General features: G+C 59.0%; 15 protein-coding genes and 1 tRNA gene. 8 read left to right on the forward strand and 8 right to left on the reverse strand.

The features are described 5' to 3' along the window. Positions 1-2: 2 nt before the first annotated feature. Positions 3-1,055, reverse strand: coding sequence for a trypsin-like peptidase domain-containing protein (locus BR48_RS0100210; protein WP_197030308.1), 1,053 nt, complete (start codon positions 1,053-1,055; stop codon positions 3-5). A gap of 129 nt (positions 1,056-1,184) precedes the next feature. Between BR48_RS0100210 and BR48_RS0100215 the strand changes: the two genes are divergently transcribed. Both BR48_RS0100215 and BR48_RS0100220 read left to right on the forward strand, forming a co-directional pair. Then, positions 1,185-1,430, forward strand: a complete 246-nt coding sequence (locus BR48_RS0100215) for a BrnT family toxin (protein WP_027229488.1) — start codon at positions 1,185-1,187, stop codon at positions 1,428-1,430. After that, positions 1,430-1,738, forward strand: coding sequence for a BrnA antitoxin family protein (locus tag BR48_RS0100220; protein ID WP_155810769.1), 309 nt, complete (start codon positions 1,430-1,432; stop codon positions 1,736-1,738). Before BR48_RS0100215 ends, BR48_RS0100220 begins: the two co-directional genes overlap by 1 nt. Before the next feature lie 73 nt (positions 1,739-1,811). Here the strand turns inward: BR48_RS0100220 and BR48_RS0100225 are convergent. Together BR48_RS0100225 and BR48_RS0100230 are read right to left on the reverse strand one after the other, a co-directional pair. Then, positions 1,812-1,886 (reverse strand) — tRNA-Val (locus BR48_RS0100225). A gap of 100 nt (positions 1,887-1,986) precedes the next feature. Next, positions 1,987-2,349, reverse strand: coding sequence for a response regulator (locus BR48_RS0100230; RefSeq protein ID WP_027229490.1), 363 nt, complete (start codon positions 2,347-2,349; stop codon positions 1,987-1,989). A gap of 281 nt (positions 2,350-2,630) precedes the next feature. On the opposite strand from BR48_RS0100230, the gene BR48_RS0100235 reads away from it, so the two are divergent. Together BR48_RS0100235 and hisN are read left to right on the forward strand one after the other, a co-directional pair. Then, complete coding sequence (locus BR48_RS0100235) at positions 2,631-3,521, forward strand: N-formylglutamate amidohydrolase (protein WP_027229491.1); 891 nt, start codon at positions 2,631-2,633, stop codon at positions 3,519-3,521. Positions 3,522-3,761: 240 nt separating this feature from the next. Next, positions 3,762-4,535 carry a histidinol-phosphatase gene (gene hisN, locus BR48_RS0100240; protein WP_027229492.1) on the forward strand — a complete coding sequence of 258 codons (774 nt, stop codon included), beginning with the start codon at positions 3,762-3,764 and terminating at the stop codon, positions 4,533-4,535. A 39-nt stretch (positions 4,536-4,574) separates the two neighbouring features. Here the strand turns inward: hisN and BR48_RS23305 are convergent, their stop codons facing one another. Both BR48_RS23305 and BR48_RS25335 read right to left on the reverse strand, forming a co-directional pair. Next, positions 4,575-5,600: an alpha/beta hydrolase gene (locus BR48_RS23305; protein ID WP_245273329.1), complete on the reverse strand. Its 1,026-nt coding sequence runs from the start codon at positions 5,598-5,600 to the stop codon at positions 4,575-4,577. Between the two features lie 173 nt (positions 5,601-5,773). Next, complete coding sequence (locus tag BR48_RS25335; protein WP_051614367.1) at positions 5,774-6,196, reverse strand: hypothetical protein; 423 nt, start codon at positions 6,194-6,196, stop codon at positions 5,774-5,776. A gap of 295 nt (positions 6,197-6,491) precedes the next feature. Here BR48_RS25335 and BR48_RS0100255 point away from each other — a divergent pair, with 295 nt between their 5' ends. Then, positions 6,492-6,962 carry an Hsp20 family protein gene (locus BR48_RS0100255; RefSeq protein WP_027229493.1) on the forward strand — a complete coding sequence of 157 codons (471 nt, stop codon included), beginning with the start codon at positions 6,492-6,494 and terminating at the stop codon, positions 6,960-6,962. A gap of 49 nt (positions 6,963-7,011) precedes the next feature. Here the strand turns inward: BR48_RS0100255 and BR48_RS0100260 are convergent, their stop codons facing one another. Continuing rightward, positions 7,012-8,061: a low specificity L-threonine aldolase gene (locus tag BR48_RS0100260; protein WP_027229494.1), complete on the reverse strand. Its 1,050-nt coding sequence runs from the start codon at positions 8,059-8,061 to the stop codon at positions 7,012-7,014. A gap of 432 nt (positions 8,062-8,493) precedes the next feature. On the opposite strand from BR48_RS0100260, the gene gltB reads away from it, so the two are divergent. The 3 genes from gltB to BR48_RS0100275 all read left to right on the forward strand — a co-directional run bounded on the left by gltB (position 8,494) and on the right by BR48_RS0100275 (position 15,135). Continuing rightward, complete coding sequence (gene gltB / locus BR48_RS0100265; protein ID WP_027229495.1) at positions 8,494-13,212, forward strand: glutamate synthase large subunit; 4,719 nt, start codon at positions 8,494-8,496, stop codon at positions 13,210-13,212. A 117-nt stretch (positions 13,213-13,329) separates the two neighbouring features. Continuing rightward, on the forward strand, positions 13,330-14,784 hold the full coding sequence (locus tag BR48_RS0100270; protein WP_027229496.1) for a glutamate synthase subunit beta: 1,455 nt from the start codon (positions 13,330-13,332) through the stop codon (positions 14,782-14,784). A gap of 153 nt (positions 14,785-14,937) precedes the next feature. Continuing rightward, entirely contained in the window at positions 14,938-15,135 is a 198-nt protein-coding gene (locus BR48_RS0100275) for a hypothetical protein (RefSeq protein WP_027229497.1), read from the forward strand. Between the two features lie 23 nt (positions 15,136-15,158). On the opposite strand, the gene BR48_RS0100280 is transcribed toward BR48_RS0100275, so the two are convergent. Beyond that, complete coding sequence (locus BR48_RS0100280; protein ID WP_051614369.1) at positions 15,159-16,394, reverse strand: DUF459 domain-containing protein; 1,236 nt, start codon at positions 16,392-16,394, stop codon at positions 15,159-15,161. 13 nt (positions 16,395-16,407) lie between these two features. Next, entirely contained in the window at positions 16,408-17,631 is a 1,224-nt protein-coding gene (locus BR48_RS0100285) for a lytic murein transglycosylase (protein ID WP_027229499.1), read from the reverse strand. Between the last annotated feature and the right edge of the window lie 160 nt (positions 17,632-17,791).

Below are 17,791 nucleotides of genomic sequence, written 5' to 3' on the forward strand. Positions count from 1 at the left end.
GCCTATTGCCAGAACGGGGGAAACTGCTTGGACTGCCAGGCCGCGACGATTAGGCCAATCGGTATGCCCTGATTGTACGCGGCACGAATCTCGGACCGCGGATCACCTGCATGGTGCAGGGCAACGAGTTCAAGACGCTGGTTGAACACCGGCGAACCGGACGAGCCGCCGAGCGTATCGGCGTCATAGCGAAAGCGGGAGCCATTCTCGTTGGTGCCGAGCGATTTGCCGATCGCCAGCGCTTGCGGCGTTCCCGCCGGGTGTTGAACGATGAGAACTGGCAAATCAGCATTGGGAAGAGCGATATTGGCTGCAACGCGGATCGGCTTCCAGTCGGTCAGCGGCGATGCAAGGCGCAGCACCGCGTAATCGAGGTTCGACGCGCTGGCGATGCCTGCACCGCCGGTGTCGACCGTATCGAACGGGCTGGCATCAAGCGTCCATGCGTCGCCTGCGGCAAGATTATAGGGCGTGCCCTCGTCGAGCCCGTTGGCATCGCGGGCATACCCGAAACGACAAACGATATCGGCGGGGCTCGCCTCCTTGTTCAACTGCCGCTTGACGACATGATAATTGGTGAGGACCAGATCGGGCGCGACGAGAAGCCCGGTGCCTTGGGCCTGCCCGGTCGGAAACTCGATCCTGCACGTCGCCGCGCTGACGAGAGCGAGGCTTTGCGCCCAGATCCTCAGATCGGCAAAGCCACCACCCTGCACGATCTTTTCGAGCTGCATCGAGGGGGCGGCGGCCAAGCGCTCCGGTGCGGAGGTCCCCGCTGCACGGATGGCATCGGGCAGACGCCGCACCCACGGATTCTTGCCGCGTTGTCTCTGCAGGGCGTCGACGAGGCTGTCGGTCCATCCCTCGCTCTGGATGCTGATCAGATAGGCATGGATTTGTTGCTCGAAGCTGCCGGGCCCGACCTCATTGGCGAGCGACCCCTTGTCGAGTTCGTCGGAGAGGAACATGTCGAAGCGCGACACTGTCGGAAACGAGCGCAGTATAGCCTCGCGCAGGATTTTCAACTGCGGCCCTGAAAGCTCGTTCCAATCCATGATGTCCCCGCGCTCGTCTACGCTCACACCGATCATACACGTGGGAGAACGCTTGCGCCACGAGAATGCAATGGGTTTAACTGTGCGCAGGAAGACCTTGTTTAATGAATTAATGTACGTACATTATAAATGAAGATCATTTGGGACGAACCTAAACGATTGGCTAACATATCGAAGCATGGCTTGGACTTTGCTGCCTTGTCGTTTGAGTTCTTTCTTGCTTCGATGATCATTCCAGCCAGGGCAGGCCGCAGCAAAGCTATCGGTCGTTTCGAGAGCGGCATGATTGTGGTGGTCTTTAACGTGCTTGGAAAAGAAGCATTGTCGGTGATCTCGATGCGTCCAGCACGTATAGACGAAAGGCGTTTGCTCTGATGGTCAAAAAAACGTTCAAGACAGGCTTTGAATCGGGTCGTGGTTTCACACAAGAGGATTGGGACGCAGTCGATAGCCCGCCGTTGACGACGGAAGAGATCGCCCAAGCAAAGCCCTTCCGTGAAGCTCTTCCAGAGCTTGCCACCGAGATGGACAGAGAAATTGCCAGACGCGGCCGGCCAAAGGCGGAACTAACCAAAATGCCGGTTACGATCCGTCTCGATGCAGACGTCATTGCCAAGTTCAAAGCCACGGGCAAGGGCTGGCAGAGTAAAATCAATGACGTCTTGAAGCGTGCGAAGGTTTAGGATTTCTGGCTCGCCCAGCCTCAACATCTGCGCTGCAGACATTTGACATACGAACTATGAGTGGGGGTTCAGATGGTGGGCGTGACAGGGATTGAACCTGTGACCCCTACGATGTCAACGTAGTGCTCTCCCGCTGAGCTACACGCCCATCTGACGGGGCGCATACACCATATTGAATCAGCCCCGTCAATAGCGCCTGTCGAACTTATCGGGCTTTCTTTATCGGAACGAAAGAATGTCGCAGCTTCTCAAGCTGCGACCAGCATTTTTTCGATTTCGTTGACGAGATCGCGCAGATGGAACGGCTTCGACAGCACCTTGGCATCCTTAGGCGCCTTCGAATCGGAATTGAGGGCAACCGCGGCAAAGCCGGTAATGAACATGATCTTCAGATCCGGGTCGATCTCCGAGGCGCGCCGTGCAAGCTCGATCCCGTCCATCTCCGGCATGACGATGTCGGTCAAAAGCAGCGAGAACGGCTCTTCGCGCAAGCGATCGTAGGCGCTGGCACCATTGTCGAAATGCGTGACGTGATAGCCCGCCTTTTCCAGCGCCTTGACCAGAAAGCGCCGCATATCATTGTCATCTTCTGCAAGAAGGATTCTCTTCATCAGTCCGTCCGAATTCTCTAGCGCCGGATCATCCCCAAACCCTGCGTCGTACTACTCTTAACAAAACGCTTTTTTGGTAAAGATCGCGTGAATGATTTGCTAGAAATAAGGGCGAACGGGGCAAAAGTCGAGGTGTCGCCAGTGTGATCAGCATTGAGCCTTAACGCCGGGGAAAGTTGGCGGACAAGCCGTTTCGAACCGTTCATCAATTCCCTATCGCGGAAACTTGCACTAGAGTGGGGAAAACCAGCCCGCCTTGCAGCGAAACCTTGAAGCAGAAGATGACAGTCGAGCGCGATTTCACCGATATCCAGCCGTTCGAAGTGCGGCAACCCTCCGACCAGCGCATTCCTTTCGTTTTCAATTCCCCGCATAGCGGCCGCTTTTACCCGCGCGCTTTCCTCGAACAGTCGCAGCTCGACCCGCAAACCATTCGCCGGTCAGAGGATTGTTTCGTCGACCAGCTGTTCGCCACCGCCGTGCCGCTTGGAGCACCCTTGTTGCTGGCGCACTTCCCGCGCGCCTACCTCGATGTCAATCGCGAACCCTACGAACTTGACGCCAAGATGTTTCAGGAGGCTCTGCCTTCCTATGCCAATGGAAGTTCCGCCCGTGTCGCCGGAGGCCTCGGTACCGTGCCGCGCCTCGTTGGCGAGGGCCAGGAAATCTATGCAAAGAAATTGCCGCTGGGCGAGGCGCTGGATCGCATCAGCACGATCTACAAGCCCTACCATGCCAGGCTCAGCGGCCTTCTCTCGGCCACGCGACAGCGCTTCGGGTACGGCGTCCTGGTGGATTGCCATTCGATGCCGACAGGCATTCGCTTCCCGGAGAGCGGGATGCGCCCGGATTTCATCATCGGCGACCGGTTCGGAACGAGCTGCGCGCCGGAACTTGCCAACTCCGCTATCCATCTCCTGCGGGAAATGGGCTACCTTGTTGCGCACAACAAGCCCTATGCCGGGGGCTATATCACCGAACACTACGGCAGCCCGCTGAAGGGCCTTCACGCGCTGCAGATCGAGGTCAATCGCGGCCTCTATCTCAACGAACAGAGTTACGAGAAGAAGTCCGGGTTCGACCAATTACAGCGGGATATCGCCCAGTTTCTTGCCGATCTCGTCTCGCTGCCAGATTTTTATTTTCTCGACCAACCGCTCGCGGCAGAATAGGCGCATAGCAGCGCGGCCAATAAAAAAGACCGCGCATGAAGCGCGGTCCAAGTCTAGGGAGGAAACGCCCAAGGAGGGCAGAACAGGTCGCCCCGTTCACCCACAACTCTATGCTGCGTCGCACAAATGTCAAGAAATTTGTGTATGTTTTTGTGCACTGATGGCGACTGCTCAAATAATATGCACAAATCTCATCCATAATGCACTTGTATGAGAATGTTTTAATCGCGAGGAGCCATTTTGGTCGTAGAACTTTCCTTTTTAAAGCGAATCGCGAGTGTTGCCGCAGAGCAGACCTTGCCGCGATTCCGCAATATTTCGCTCATCGACAACAAGTTCGAGTCGGGGTTTGATCCGGTTACCGAGGCTGATCGGGAGGCCGAGAAAGCGATTCGCGCGCTGATCAATGCGGAGCATCCAGACCACGGTATTCTGGGTGAAGAATATGGCGGCGAGAACCTCGACCATTCGCATATCTGGGTAATCGATCCGATCGACGGCACGCGCGCATTTATCTCCGGTATCCCGGTCTGGGGTACCCTGGCCGGGCTTACTGTGGATGGCGACGCGGTTGCCGGCGTCATGGCGCAGCCATTTACCAAAGAGCTGTTCCTTTGTGATGGCGCAGCGTCTTGGTATGAGGGACCGGGCGGGACGCGGCGGCTTGAGACACGCAAGACGCGCGATCTTGCCGATGCGACATTGTTCACGACGACGCCCGCTATATTCAAGGCAGAGAAGCGGACTGCCTATGATCGCGTCGAACAGCGCGTCAAGCTCGCCCGCTACGGCACCGATTGCTACGCCTATGCGATGGTTGCTGCGGGTTTTGTCGATCTCGTCATTGAGACGGGCCTTCATCCCTATGACATCGTTGCGCTGATACCCATCATCGAAAAGGCGGGCGGCGTTGTGACAACCTGGGATGGCGGTCCAGCCGAGAAGGCCGGAAGTATCATTGCCGCCGCCAACGCCGAACTCCATGCTCAGGTTCTTGAGGTTTTGAACGGGTAGTGCACCACATGCGGCGGCGCCTGCGCGCCTCGTCGGTTTTCAGGCGCTGCCGTCCAGGGCAGGCTCGTTTTCTTCGCCAGCCTCCGCCAGAACGGACCCATCGTCACCGCCGGTGCCAGGGATGAAGGCATCGAAGGCAGCGAAGAACTGCTCTCGGTACAAATCCTTTTCCTGCAGGATCTCGTGGCGCGCGCCATCGATGGTAAGCAGCGTCGTATTGCGCATCTGCACGGCGAACCGTTCTATTGCCGGCGTCGAGACGACGGTGTCGGCCCCGGCCGCAACGATGAGTGTCGGGATGCGGATCGTGTCGACGTAGTCGGGCCTGGTTACGCGCTTGATCGCCTTCGCGGCGGCGACGATCCAGCTTGCGGTCGGGCCCCCGATCGCAAGCTCGGGCGCGCTTTCAAGGACGCCGCAATTGCGATCGTAGCGGCTCGCATCAGATGTCACCTCATTGGCCGCAAACGGGCGCAAGACATGCGGACCGCCGAGCATATATGTGCCGCCGAGCCCGGTTGAACGCAGCGTATTGGCGATGACCCGTGCGGTCAGCTTGCGGGCGCGGCCGGAATTGATGTCGAGAAGTGGTGCAATCAGCACCATCCGCCGTATACGGTTGGCAAAGGCCGGTGCGGCGACGAGGGCAGCCAGTGCTCCGGCAGAATGGGCGAGAACGTAATAGGGGCCACGGCAGTCGGGCAGGATGACGGACTTAAACAGGAGCTCAAAATCGCCCGCATAATCATCGAAACGCTTCACGAAGCCCTTGGCGGCATTGCGCAAATATCGACTTGATGCGCCTTGCCCCCGCCAGTCGAACGTCGCCACCGCAAAACCCCGCGCGGAGAGATTCGCAATCGTCTCGAAGTATTTTTCGATGCACTCGTTGCGGCCATGCAGAATGATGATCGTGCCATGCAGCGGGTGGCTGGAGGCGGGGGTGATCGCATAGCGCAGCACCTTGCCTTTGCGGAGATCGAGCCCTTCGACACGCGTGCCGGCCGGTATCGGATTGGCGGCAGTTTCGACAAGGGGGCGGATCGTTTGCGTTGGCTGGTCCACGTCGGTGCCCGCTCGATGTGATGGTTGAATGCACTTTTGATAAGATGCGCCGCCTTAAAGGTCAAACGGCGGCATCCAGAAAAAGAATGACCGGAAACCCTGCCTGGGAGTTTCCGGTCAATACGTTGCGGCTGGAAGGGACGTTACATCCGCAACGATCTCGGCTTGTTTGATCAGTAAGCCGGATTTATTTCGATGCTGAAGCCGCTCTTAGGACGGTCGTAGTAACGATCGCGGCCCATGCGCCGGGTTTCAAGAATGTCGCCGTCACGAGATACAACTACAAGGACGGGCTCGCCGCGGCGCGAGGTGCGGGCAAAGTAGCGACCGCGATCGAAGTTCACATCGCGCACCCTGTAGCCGCGCCGTTCGAGCATGCGGGTAACGTCGCGCGGTCCGAACCGGTAGCGACGGTCATCGCGGTAGCCTTCGTAGTAGCGGCGGTCCTGTACCAGATAGCCATCATTGTAATCTTCGTCGTCCACGTAGATCGCCGGCGCGCTGTTCCGGTAGTAGCGGCCATCGGCGAAAGCCGAAGCCGAGAAGCCGGTGATCAGAAGCGCCACTGACGTGAGCGCAAGAACGGTTTTTTTCATTTCAAAGTCCTTTGTCGTGTCGGATCGAATGCCAGATTGAGTGTAGGTTTAGCGGCATCGAGCTGAACGTATTCCGAAGAACATGTTCATTTTGCGTTCATCTGGCGGCCGGGATCGTCACGCTGGCGCTGGACTTTTTGATGCCTGCCGCGCCCTTGAAATCGAGAAAATGCCTAACCAAATAGACGTTGTGACCGCCATAACGGGGTCGCTGGTTTACGAAGGCTTGCCACTGCGGGAGCTCTCAATCGAACCAAAATACGCAAACATTGTCGCTCTAAAGGAGGGCTTAAACATGCGTCACGTTGATTTCTCACCCCTTTACCGTTCTACCGTCGGCTTTGACCGGCTGTTCACCATTCTTGATTCGCTGGCTCAGCCGGAAGGCGCCCAGACCTATCCGCCCTATAATATCGAGCGGACCGGCGACAACGCCTATCGCATCACCATGGCCGTTGCAGGGTTCTCGGAGGACGAGATCCAGATCGAGGCACATCGCAACCAGCTGAAGGTCACCGGCGAAAAGAATGCCGAGAAAACCGATGAAAATGCCGAAACGCTTTATCGCGGCATTGCTTCGCGGGCTTTCGAACGCCGCTTCCATCTTGCCGATTTCGTCGAGGTCAGTGGTGCCAGCCTGAAAAACGGCCTGCTGCATATCGATCTCAAGCGCGAAATCCCGGAAGAGATGAAGCCGCGCAAGATTGCCGTGACTTCCCTGTCGGACACGGAAGCCAAGCAGATAGAAGCTAAAGCCGCCCGCTAAGCGATTGGCAGGTGCAACGGGAGAAAGCGGCGTGAAAACGCCGCTTTTTTCATGCGATGAGGGCGCCGAAGCGGTCTACTTCATCCGGCGTTGTTGCAAAGCTCGTCACCATCCGAGCAAGCGATTCGCCTTCAGCAGCAACTCTTCCTTCAAAATGCGGCGCTCGCCAATCGTGAAAAACAGCGCCGGCTTCCCGCAGTTTTGCGGCTGTTTCTCTTGGCATCACGGGAAACACCTCGTTTGCGCGTGGCTCCCAGGCGAGGCGCAGTTGCTTTGATGCGCGAATATGGCCCGCGAGGCGTGCACTCATGGCATTGGCGTGAGCCGCAAGTTCCAGCCATAGGCCCCCGCCGAAGTAAGCCTCGAACTGGGCGGCGATGAAACGCGATTTTGAAAAATGTTGGGCGACGCGCTTGCGCAGGAAGGGGAAGCCCTCCGCTCTTGCCGGGTCCATGAACACCAGCGCTTCGGCGCACCAGCAGCCGTTCTTGGTGCCGCCGAAGGACACGATGTCTACCCCCTGCCGCCACGTCATGTCTGCCGGCGAGCATCCAAGCGATACCAGCGCATTGGCAAAGCGGGCGCCATCCATATGCAGCGGCAGATCGTGCTCGCGGCAGAGCGCGGAGATGGCGGCAATGTCGGCGAGTTCGTAGAGCGTTCCGATCTCGGTGGCCTGGGTAATAGACACGCCCATCGCCTGGCCGATAAAGACGTTACCGGGCGTAACGGGTTCAAGAGCGGATCTGAGGTTATTCAAATCCATGCGTCCGGTCGGTCCATCGACGGGACGCAGGCGCGCGCCTGCGCTGATGAATTCGGGAGCCCCGGCCTCATCGCCAATAAGATGTGCTTCCCGGTGCGTGAATGTCATCCCGCCGGGCCTGGCAAAGCTTGCGAGCGCCAGAGAATTGGCCGCCGTGCCGGTTCCAACGAAGAAGACCGCGACCTCACGTTCGAATATCTCGCAAAAGGTTTGTTCCACTGCCTTATCGAGCGCGCTCGACCCATAGGCAGGCACAAAGCCGCCTGCATTCTTGACCAAGCTTTCAGCGATCTTGGGGTGGGCGCCGGCCCAGTTGTCGGAAGCAAAATGCATGTGATTGTCCTGCAGTACGATCTGATGGGGCTGGCATATCCCTTTAGCAGACGCGTGGAAAGCCATGCTCGCATGAGGCTGCGGAGGAAGCAGCTGTTTTCCTTGGCATTTTTTTGGCGGAAATCACCCTAATCGAAACTATCGCGATACTTTGGCGGTCTTTTGCGCAATGATGTTTCGCGCAGTGCGCATATTTTTTACTTTTCCATCTTGTGTGATGGCGTTTATTCTGGCATACCACAATAAGACAGCATTGCTGTCCTATTTGCGTGAACCGAAACGGGATGGTGGGCAATCTTGCTTCCGTCCCTAGAATGGTGACCGCAGCCTGCAAACCGGAAGATATGCCGCACCGAGGCGGGACTGGAATTATGCTATTCCGTCCCATGAGAGATTGACCGCCCGCAACGGGCCGAATTGGAGGAATTGACGATGACGGATTTGACGCCATCTGTAACGACTGAACTTGCTCAGGCCGTACAGACTCGTGCGGTCAAAACCAATAAATCATCGGGTATTCCATCAAAACAGGGCCTTTACGATCCGCGCAATGAGCATGACGCCTGCGGCGTCGGCTTCGTTGCGCATATGAAGGGCGTGAAGTCGCACAAGATCATCGAAGACGGCCTGTTCATGCTCGAAAACCTCACCCACCGCGGTGCGGTTGGCGCCGACCCGCTCATGGGCGATGGCGCAGGCATGCTCGTCCAGATTCCCGACGCGTTTTTCCGGGCCGAATGGGCCGAAAAAGGTGTCGAGCTGCCCCCGGTCAACCATTATGCGGTCGGTTACCTGTTCATGCCACAGGATGCGGAAGAGCGGGCGCATATCGAAACCGTCATTTCGGAGGTAATCGCTTCGGAAGGCCAGTCGCTGATTGGCTTTCGCGACGTTCCGGTCGACAATTCCTCGCTGTCGAAGGCACCGCATATTGCGGCGACCGAACCGTTCCACCGGCAGGTCTTCATCGGCCGCAACCCCAACATCGAAACCAACGAGGATTTCGAGGGCCGGCTCTTTGTCCTGCGCAAGGTCATCTCGAACCGCATCTACCAGGAGAACGGCGGCAAGGAGAGCGATTTCTACGTCGTCTCGATGTCGGCGCGGACCATCGTCTACAAGGGCATGTTCCTCGCCTATCAGGTTGGTGCCTACTACAGGGATCTGAAGGATCCGCGCTTTGAAAGCGCGCTTGCTCTTGTCCACCAGCGGTTTTCTACGAACACCTTCCCGTCATGGAAGCTGGCGCATCCCTATCGCATGGTCGCGCACAATGGCGAGATCAACACGCTGCGCGGCAACGTCAACTGGATGGCGGCACGCCAGGCCTCGGTCGACAGCGAGTATTTCGGCAACGACATCTCCAAGCTCTGGCCCATTTCCTATGAGGGGCAGTCCGATACCGCCTGCTTCGACAACGCGCTGGAGTTCCTGTTCCAGGGCGGCTATTCGCTCGCGCATTCGATGATGATGCTCATTCCCGAAGCATGGTCCGGCAACAAGCTGATGTCGGAAGAGCGCAAGGCGTTCTACGAATATCATGCAGCGCTGATGGAGCCATGGGATGGCCCGGCGGCGATCGCCTTTACCGACGGCCGCCAGATCGGCGCGACGCTCGATCGCAACGGCTTGCGTCCCGCGCGCTACATCGTGACCGATGATGATTACGTCATCATGGCGTCGGAAGCCGGCGTCTTGCCGGTGCCGGAAGAAAAGATCGTCAAGAAGTGGCGCCTGCAGCCTGGCCGCATGCTGCTGATCGACATCGAGAAGGGGCGCATAGTTTCGGACGAGGAGATCAAGTCGGAGATCGCGACGCGCCACCCCTACAAGCAGTGGCTGAAGAACACGCAGCTCATTCTTGAAGAACTGAGCCCGGTCGAGCCGCGCGCGCTGCGCAAGGATGTGAGCCTTCTCGATCGCCAGCAGGCGTTTGGTTATACGCAGGAAGACACGCGCCTCCTGATGTCGCCGATGGCGACGACGGGCCAGGAAGCGATCGGTTCGATGGGCACTGACACGCCGATTTCGGCCATGTCGGACAAGTCGAAGCTGCTCTATACCTATTTCAAGCAGAACTTCGCCCAGGTCACCAACCCGCCGATCGACCCGATCCGCGAGGAACTGGTCATGAGCCTGGTCTCGTTCATCGGCCCGCGTCCGAACATTTTCGATCTCGTCGGCTCCTCACGTCGCAAGCGGCTGGAAGTGCGCCAGCCGATCCTGACCAACGGCGATCTCGAGAAGATCCGTTCCATCGGCCACACCGAAGATCGTTTCGATACGAAGACGCTTGATATAGCCTATAGCGTCGATGAAGGCGCTGCCGGTCTCGCCGGTGCGGTCGAACGCCTGTGCGACCGTGCTGAAGCGGCCGTCCATGGCGGCTACAACATCATCATCCTTTCCGACCGTCAGGTAGGTCCGGACCGCATACCGATCCCCGCCCTTTTGGCGACGGCCGCAGTCCACCATCACCTGATCCGCAAGGGCCTGCGCACCTCGGTTGGTCTCGTCGTGGAATCGGGCGAGCCGCGCGAAGTGCACCACTTCTGCTGCCTCGCCGGCTATGGCGCGGAGGCGATCAACCCCTACCTCGCGTTCGACACCCTGCTCGACATGCACAAGCGCGGCGAGTTCCCTCCGGAGGTCGACGCCAAGGAAGTCGTTTCGCGCTACATGAAGTCGATCGGCAAGGGCATCCTCAAGGTCATGTCCAAGATGGGCATCTCCACCTATCAGTCCTATTGCGGTGCGCAGATTTTCGACGCCGTCGGCCTGAAGACTGATTTTGTCGACCGCTTCTTCTTTGGCACGGCAACGACCATCGAGGGCGTTGGTCTTGAGGAAGTTGCCGAGGAAACGGTGCGCCGTCACCGCGATGCGTTCGGCAACGATCCTGTCCTGTCGAGCACGCTTGAGGTCGGCGGCGAATATGCCTACCGCATTCGCGGCGAGGCGCATCTGTGGTCGCCCGATGCGGTCGCCAAGCTGCAGCATGCGGTGCGCACGGAATCGGCCACAACGTTCAAGGAATACTCGGACCTCGTAAACAGCCAGTCGGCACGTGCGCAGACAATTCGCGGCCTTTTCAAGATCAGATTGGCAACAGATGCGGGCCGCAAGCCGATATCGATCGACGATGTTGAGCCGGCTAAAGAGATCGTCAAGCGGTTCTCGACGGGCGCGATGTCATTCGGCTCGATCAGCCGCGAGGCGCATACGACGCTCGCCATCGCCATGAACCGGATTGGCGGCAAGTCCAACACCGGCGAGGGCGGCGAGGAACCAGACCGCTTCTACCCGCTGCCGGACGGCAAGCCGAACCCGGAACGTTCGGCCATCAAGCAGGTGGCATCGGGTCGCTTCGGCGTGACGACGGAGTACCTTGTCAACTCCGACATGATGCAGATCAAGGTGGCGCAGGGTGCCAAGCCCGGCGAGGGCGGACAGTTGCCCGGTCACAAGGTCGATGCGACCGTGGCGAAGACCCGGCACTCCACGCCCGGCGTTGGCCTTATCTCGCCGCCGCCGCACCATGACATCTATTCGATCGAAGACTTGGCGCAGCTGATCTACGATCTCAAGAACGTCAACCCCGAGGCGGATGTTTCGGTAAAGCTGGTCTCCGAGGTCGGCGTCGGTACGGTCGCGGCCGGTGTCGCCAAGGCGCGCGCCGATCACATCACCATTTCCGGCTATGACGGCGGAACCGGTGCGTCGCCCCTGACTTCGCTCAAGCATGCGGGCAGCCCCTGGGAAATGGGCCTAGCCGAGACGCAGCAGACGCTCGTCCTCAACGGCCTGCGCTCGCGCATCGCACTGCAAGTCGATGGCGGTCTGCGCACGGGACGTGACGTCATCATCGGTGCCCTGCTTGGCGCCGACGAGTTCGGCTTCTCGACAGCGCCGCTCATCGCGGCGGGCTGCATCATGATGCGCAAGTGCCACCTCAACACCTGCCCGGTCGGCGTTGCGACGCAGGACCCGGTATTGCGCAAGCGCTTCAAGGGTACGCCCGAGCACGTCATCAACTTCTTCTTCTACATGGCGGAAGAAGTACGGCAGTTCCTCGCCGAAATGGGCTACACCCGGCTCGAAGAGATCGTCGGCAAGACGGAACTCCTCGAGAAGCGCGAGGCGATCGAACATTGGAAGGCCAAGGGTCTCGACTTCACCCGCATCTTCCACAAGCCCGAGGCGCCCGAAGAAAAGACGCGGTGGACCGAGCGGCAGAACCATCCGATCGTCGATATTCTCGATCGCAAGCTGATCGAGCAGGCAAGGACCGCGCTCGAAAGCAAGATCCCTGTCAGGATCGAGATGGACATCAAGAACGTCGACCGCTCGGCCGGTGCCATGCTCTCGGGCGAAGTGGCCAAGCGCTACCGGCACAAGGGGCTCAAGGACGAGACCATTTCGGTCAAATTCCATGGGACGGCCGGGCAATCCTTCGGCGCCTTCCTCGCGCGGGGCATTTCGTTCGATCTTATCGGCGATGGCAACGACTATGTCGGCAAGGGCCTTTGCGGCGGACGCATAGTCATCCGCCCGCCGGAAAATACCAGGATCGTCCCGGAAAACTCGATCATCGTCGGCAATACCGTGCTTTACGGGGCCATTGAGGGCGAGGCTTATTTCCGCGGTGTCGCCGGCGAACGTTTTGCCGTGCGCAACTCTGGGGCGATTGCCGTCGTCGAGGGTACGGGTGACCATGGCTGCGAGTACATGACCGGCGGCGTCGTCGTCGTCATCGGCCAGACCGGGCGCAACTTCGCGGCGGGTATGTCGGGCGGTGTCGCCTATGTACTCGACGAAGCCGGCGATTTTGCGCAGCGCTGCAACATGGCGATGGTCGAACTCGAACCGGTTCCGGAAGAGGACGACATTCTCGAAAAGTTGCATCATCACGGCGGCGATCTCATGCACAAGGGTCGTGTCGATGTCTCGGCCAATATGACGAGGCACGACGAAGAACGGCTTGTACAACTGATTTCGAACCACATGCACTACACCGGTTCGGCGCGGGCGAAGGAAATTCTCGACAATTGGGAAAGCTTCCGGCCGAAATTCGTGAAAGTCATGCCGGTCGAATACCGTCGCGCGCTCGAAGATATGGAGCGCATGCGCATGGGCGTCGCAGCCGAATAAAGTCAACAAGCACCATGCTTCGAGCGTCTTATCAAAGACGCTCGGCATGGGGCGAATGCTGCCCTAACCCCTGAAAAGGCGAGGGTAGTCCCCCGAGAGGCGAGGGAGAGAAGTTTTATGGGTAAGGTTACAGGTTTTCTCGAAATCGACCGGCAGGTTGGCAAGTATCAGCCGGCGTCGGATCGCATACGGCATTTCCGGGAGTTTACGATCCCGATGTCGGACAGCGAAGTGAAGAAGCAGGCGGCGCGCTGCATGGATTGCGGCATTCCATTCTGCCATGGACCGACGGGCTGTCCGGTCCACAATCAGATTCCGGACTGGAACGATCTCGTCTACAACGACAATTGGGACGAGGCGATCCGCAATCTTCACTCCACCAATAACTTTCCGGAGTTTACCGGCCGTATTTGCCCCGCGCCTTGTGAGGAAGCCTGCACGCTCAACCTCGAGGACGTACCGGTCTCGATCAAGACGGTGGAGCAGGCGATTGCCGACAAGGCCTATGAAAAGGGCTTCATCATTCCCCAGCCGGCTCTTGCCAAGACCGGCAAGAATGTCGCGGTCATCGGCTCGGGTCCGGCAGGCCTTGCCGCCGCCCAGCAGCTTGGCCGCGCCGGCCACGAGGTTCATGTCTACGAGCGGGAAAGCCGGCCGGGTGGTCTGCTGCGCTATGGTATCCCCGATTTCAAGATGGAGAAGCATTTCATCGACCGGCGCATCGCGCAGATGGAAGGCGAGGGCGTAACCTTCTTCTGCGGCGTGAACGTTGGCGTGGACAAGCCGGTCCAGGAGCTTATCGATACCTATGATGCGGTGCTTTACTGCGGTGGCGCCGAAACCCCCCGTCCCGCCGGCATTCCCGGCGCGGAGTTCGAGGGCGTCCACGACGCCATGCATTATCTCGTCCAGCAGAACCGGCGCATAGGCCGCGAGAACATCGAGTCGGTCGCCTGGCCGAGCGATCCAATCGTCGCGTCGGGCAAGCATGTAGTCGTGGTCGGTGGCGGCGATACGGCGTCCGACTGCGTCGGAACAGCATTCCGCCAAGGCGCTGTAAAGGTTACGCAGCTCGATATTCGCCCGCAGCCGCCGGAAAGGGAAGACAAGCTCAGCGTCTGGCCCTACTGGGCGACCAAGATGCGCACATCATCCTCACAGGCTGAAGGCGCGGATCGCGAATTCCAGGTGGCGACGCTCGAATTCATCGGCGAAAACGGCAGCTTGACCCATGTGAAGTGCTGCGAAGTCGATGAGGTGCGCAAGCCGATCCCCGGAACGGACTTCTTCATCAGGGCCGATCTTGCGTTCATCGCCATCGGCTTCTCCGGCCCATTCGAGAACAATATCGTCAAGGAGCTCTCGGGCTCTCTCGACATGCGCGCCGACCGGCGTGGCAATCGTTCCGTCTCCGCCGACGACAAGAACTATCGGACCAGTGTCGACAAGCTCTATGTCGCCGGTGACGTGCGCCGCGGTCAGTCGCTGGTCGTATGGGCTATTCGCGAAGGCCGCCAGGCTGCCCATGCCATCGACGCCGCGATCATGGGTTCCTCGGTCCTCCCCCGCTGACGCAAAAGGCCGGCACGTCTTAAATCGCGTGCCGGTGGCATATCCTGTCGACGCTCATTTACCGAGCCCGAGACCCATCAATATTAGACTTTTGATTAATTGATTTAGGTCGCCAGACCGTTCATAGACCTGTTGTCGTGGAGTATTTTACCAATGTATTTGAGAATTCTGCTTACCGCCGCCCTGCTTGGACTTGCCTCATGCAACCAACCCACGGACGCTGCCGTCCAGGGCAATGCACCCGCAACGGCTTCCGTCGCCACCAGCGCCAGCGATCAGCCTCAGCCGATGCCGGTCATCTATGTTCCGGTCAAGACACCATCCGAGACCGAAGCAAAGATTCCGTCTTAAGAAAAAAACTGGCGATAGTGGCCTCATTGTTTCGGCCATGAAAAATCGTTGACCCGGCCAGGCTGTCCCTCTGGCGCTACGCCGTCAATGACCAGCCGGTCTCGCGCGGATTTGTCGCCGCCAACTGCCGGACGGGGAGCAGCGCCGAGCAGATCGGTACCACCGTCCAGTTCCGGATCATTGAGGCTGACCGGCGCAAGCCGGTCGATCTTGGAGGGCGCCCCTGGCGCGCCGGTCAGCGCCTGTACCGGAGCCCCCGGTTTGATCGCGGCAATGTCCGGCGATGTTGCATTGCCGAGCATCTGCCGCAGCGGCTTTTCCACATAGAATGCCAGTTTGCGTTTGCCGGCGGCAGTCATGCCAATACCGTCATTGTTGCGCAGACGCGCCGTCTGGCCGGAAACATCGAAGCCGGACAGGGTGAAGTTGCCGCTCTGATCGACAAAACCATCCCAGACATCGACAAAGGTGCCGCCCGCCTTTTCGGTGGCATTGCGATAGAACTCGTTGAAGGCGAGGACGTCGTTGGTGATGCTTTTCGATTTGAAGGCAGGCTGGCCAACCCATACGACAGGTTGGCCCGCCTTCTTCACCGCATCGAGAAAGCCGTTCATCCGCGCCTGGTATTCCTTGGTCCAGTCGTCGGTCAGAAGTACCTTGCCGTCCGAGAATTGCTGGCGATCATTGGCCCCAATCATGATGACCACCACGGCCGGTTTTTCCTTAGCGATCATTTCACCGATGGAAGCCGGCCAATCGCGATGATCGCTGCGCACGAAACCCGAAGACCCATCGGCCTTGTCGATGACGCGCACACCCGGTGCATCGATGAACGCGGCATCCAGCCCTTCCGCGAGGCTGCCGGCCATGAAGTCGCCGACGACCAGCACCTGCTTTGCGTCGGGCAATTTTGCCTGGATGGGGGTCTCGCTGTTTGGAACCGGCGATGTCCTGACCGTGTCCGGCCGCGGGCGGGCGCGCTTTAGCGGCGGCCTGCTCTTGCTTGGCGGGCGGGCGCGCCTGCCGTCATCGATCAGGCGGTCTGTATTTTCGCGGTAAATGCGCGGACCGAACAACATGTCAAGCAGCGTGCGGGCAGTTGCATGTTCGATGAAGAGAAAGGTGCCGGCGAGGGCAATGGCGATTGCAAGCAGCGACGGCGACCGAAGGACGGTTGGCGCGGCAACAAGGCAGGCCGGCAGGAGAGCGGGACGTGAACCAACCCGCGAACGTAATCTGTACCTGCCAAACCCAATCATCTGCGTCACTTAGCTATTTTTTCCGGATGACGGTCAACACTTCCTTGCTGGGATGACCGTCCGGATCAAGTCCCATCTGCTTCTGGAACGCCTGGATGGCATCCCGCGAGCTCGTACCGATCTTGCCATCGACCTTGCCGTCATAATAGCCGAGTTCGCGCAAATGGCTCTGCAATTCTTCGCGTTCCTTCATGGTGATCGGCGTGAAGGGGCGGTTCCAGTCCTGGCGCAGGCCCGGGGCCCCGGCGATCTGGTCGGCGAGCAAACCCACGGCAAGCGCATATTTGTCGGCATTATTATAGTTCTTCAACACGAAGAAGTTGCGTGTCATCAGGAACGAAGGGCCGGCACGGCCGTCCGGCACCTTCAGCGTCGCCTTCTCGCTGCCGCGGGGGAAGGGCTTGCCATTGGCGCGCACGACGCCAAGCTGCTGCCATTCGGCGATGGTGTGCGAGCCGCCGGGGAGTTTGCGGCCGGCCGGCAGGACGACTTCATAGCCCCAGGTGCGGCCGCTCTCCCAGCCATTCTTGCGCAAGAGGTTTGCGGCAGTGGCGAGCGCATCGGGTACGGAATTCCAGATGTCGCGTTTGCCATTGCCGTCCATATCCACCGCGTATGCAAGATAGCTGGTCGGAATGAACTGGGTGTGACCGAGCGCGCCCGCCCACGAACCCGTCAGATGGCTGCGGTCGATGTCACCGGTCTGCAGAATTTTCATCGCTGCGATAAGTTGCGTGCGCGCATATTTTGCCCGTCGCGGATCGGCATAGGCAAGCGTCGCAAGCGAACGGACCGCGTCGCGCATCACATCGTCGCGTTTCATGATCTCGCCGAAATTGGTTTCCATCGACCAGATGGCAAGCAGGATATTGCGATCGACTCCGAAGGATTTTTCGATCGCTCCGAGCCAGCGGCTATACTTGCGCGCCATTTCGCGGCCCGTCTGCACCGAATGCTCATTCACACGGTTGTCGAGATAGCCCCAGACCGGTTCGGTAAACTCCGGCTGAAATTGAGCCTTCTGCAGGACTTCCGGGTCGATCTCCGTCACGCCGGCGAAGGCACGCTGGTAGGTGGCGGCGGAAATGCCGCTGCTCAACGCGGTTGCACGAAAATCCTGTATCCAGCCTTGGAACTTCGCGTCGGCTGCCGCGATCCCCGTCGATCCTGCCAATCCAAGGCATGCAACCGCTGCAGCGATCATGACGCGCCGTGCGAACCCCGTTGAACTCACCATTATGTTTTCTCCTCGAACTGTGTTTCCACATTTTTGGGTCAAACGATAAAATAGACATGGCAAAGTTAGGAATTGGTTTACCATGCATCGGCAAACGCGCGCTGCCAGGCTACATTAACAACGGCAACGAATATTTATTTTACAGCGTTATGTATTTTGG

This window comes from Phyllobacterium sp. UNC302MFCol5.2, from assembly GCF_000686005.1.
Lineage (GTDB): Bacteria > Pseudomonadota > Alphaproteobacteria > Rhizobiales > Rhizobiaceae > Phyllobacterium > Phyllobacterium pellucidum.

Excerpts from the sequence above, each read along its gene's own strand:
- BR48_RS0100285 (WP_027229499.1), bottom strand. The coding sequence starts at position 17,631 with ATGGTGAGTTCAACGGGGTTCGCACGGCGCGTCATGATCGCTGCAGCG.
- BR48_RS0100220 (WP_155810769.1), top strand. The coding sequence starts at position 1,430 with ATGGTCAAAAAAACGTTCAAGACAGGCTTTGAATCGGGTCGTGGTTTC.
- BR48_RS0100215 (WP_027229488.1), top strand. The coding sequence starts at position 1,185 with ATGAAGATCATTTGGGACGAACCTAAACGATTGGCTAACATATCGAAG.
- BR48_RS0100280 (WP_051614369.1), bottom strand. The coding sequence starts at position 16,394 with ATGATTGGGTTTGGCAGGTACAGATTACGTTCGCGGGTTGGTTCACGT.
- BR48_RS0100260 (WP_027229494.1), bottom strand. The coding sequence starts at position 8,061 with ATGCATTTTGCTTCCGACAACTGGGCCGGCGCCCACCCCAAGATCGCT.
- BR48_RS0100235 (WP_027229491.1), top strand. The coding sequence starts at position 2,631 with ATGACAGTCGAGCGCGATTTCACCGATATCCAGCCGTTCGAAGTGCGG.
- BR48_RS0100275 (WP_027229497.1), top strand. The coding sequence starts at position 14,938 with ATGTATTTGAGAATTCTGCTTACCGCCGCCCTGCTTGGACTTGCCTCA.
- gltB (WP_027229495.1), top strand. The coding sequence starts at position 8,494 with ATGACGGATTTGACGCCATCTGTAACGACTGAACTTGCTCAGGCCGTA.
- BR48_RS0100255 (WP_027229493.1), top strand. The coding sequence starts at position 6,492 with ATGCGTCACGTTGATTTCTCACCCCTTTACCGTTCTACCGTCGGCTTT.
- BR48_RS0100230 (WP_027229490.1), bottom strand. The coding sequence starts at position 2,349 with ATGAAGAGAATCCTTCTTGCAGAAGATGACAATGATATGCGGCGCTTT.
- BR48_RS25335 (WP_051614367.1), bottom strand. The coding sequence starts at position 6,196 with ATGAAAAAAACCGTTCTTGCGCTCACGTCAGTGGCGCTTCTGATCACC.
- BR48_RS0100270 (WP_027229496.1), top strand. The coding sequence starts at position 13,330 with ATGGGTAAGGTTACAGGTTTTCTCGAAATCGACCGGCAGGTTGGCAAG.
- BR48_RS0100210 (WP_197030308.1), bottom strand. The coding sequence starts at position 1,055 with ATGGATTGGAACGAGCTTTCAGGGCCGCAGTTGAAAATCCTGCGCGAG.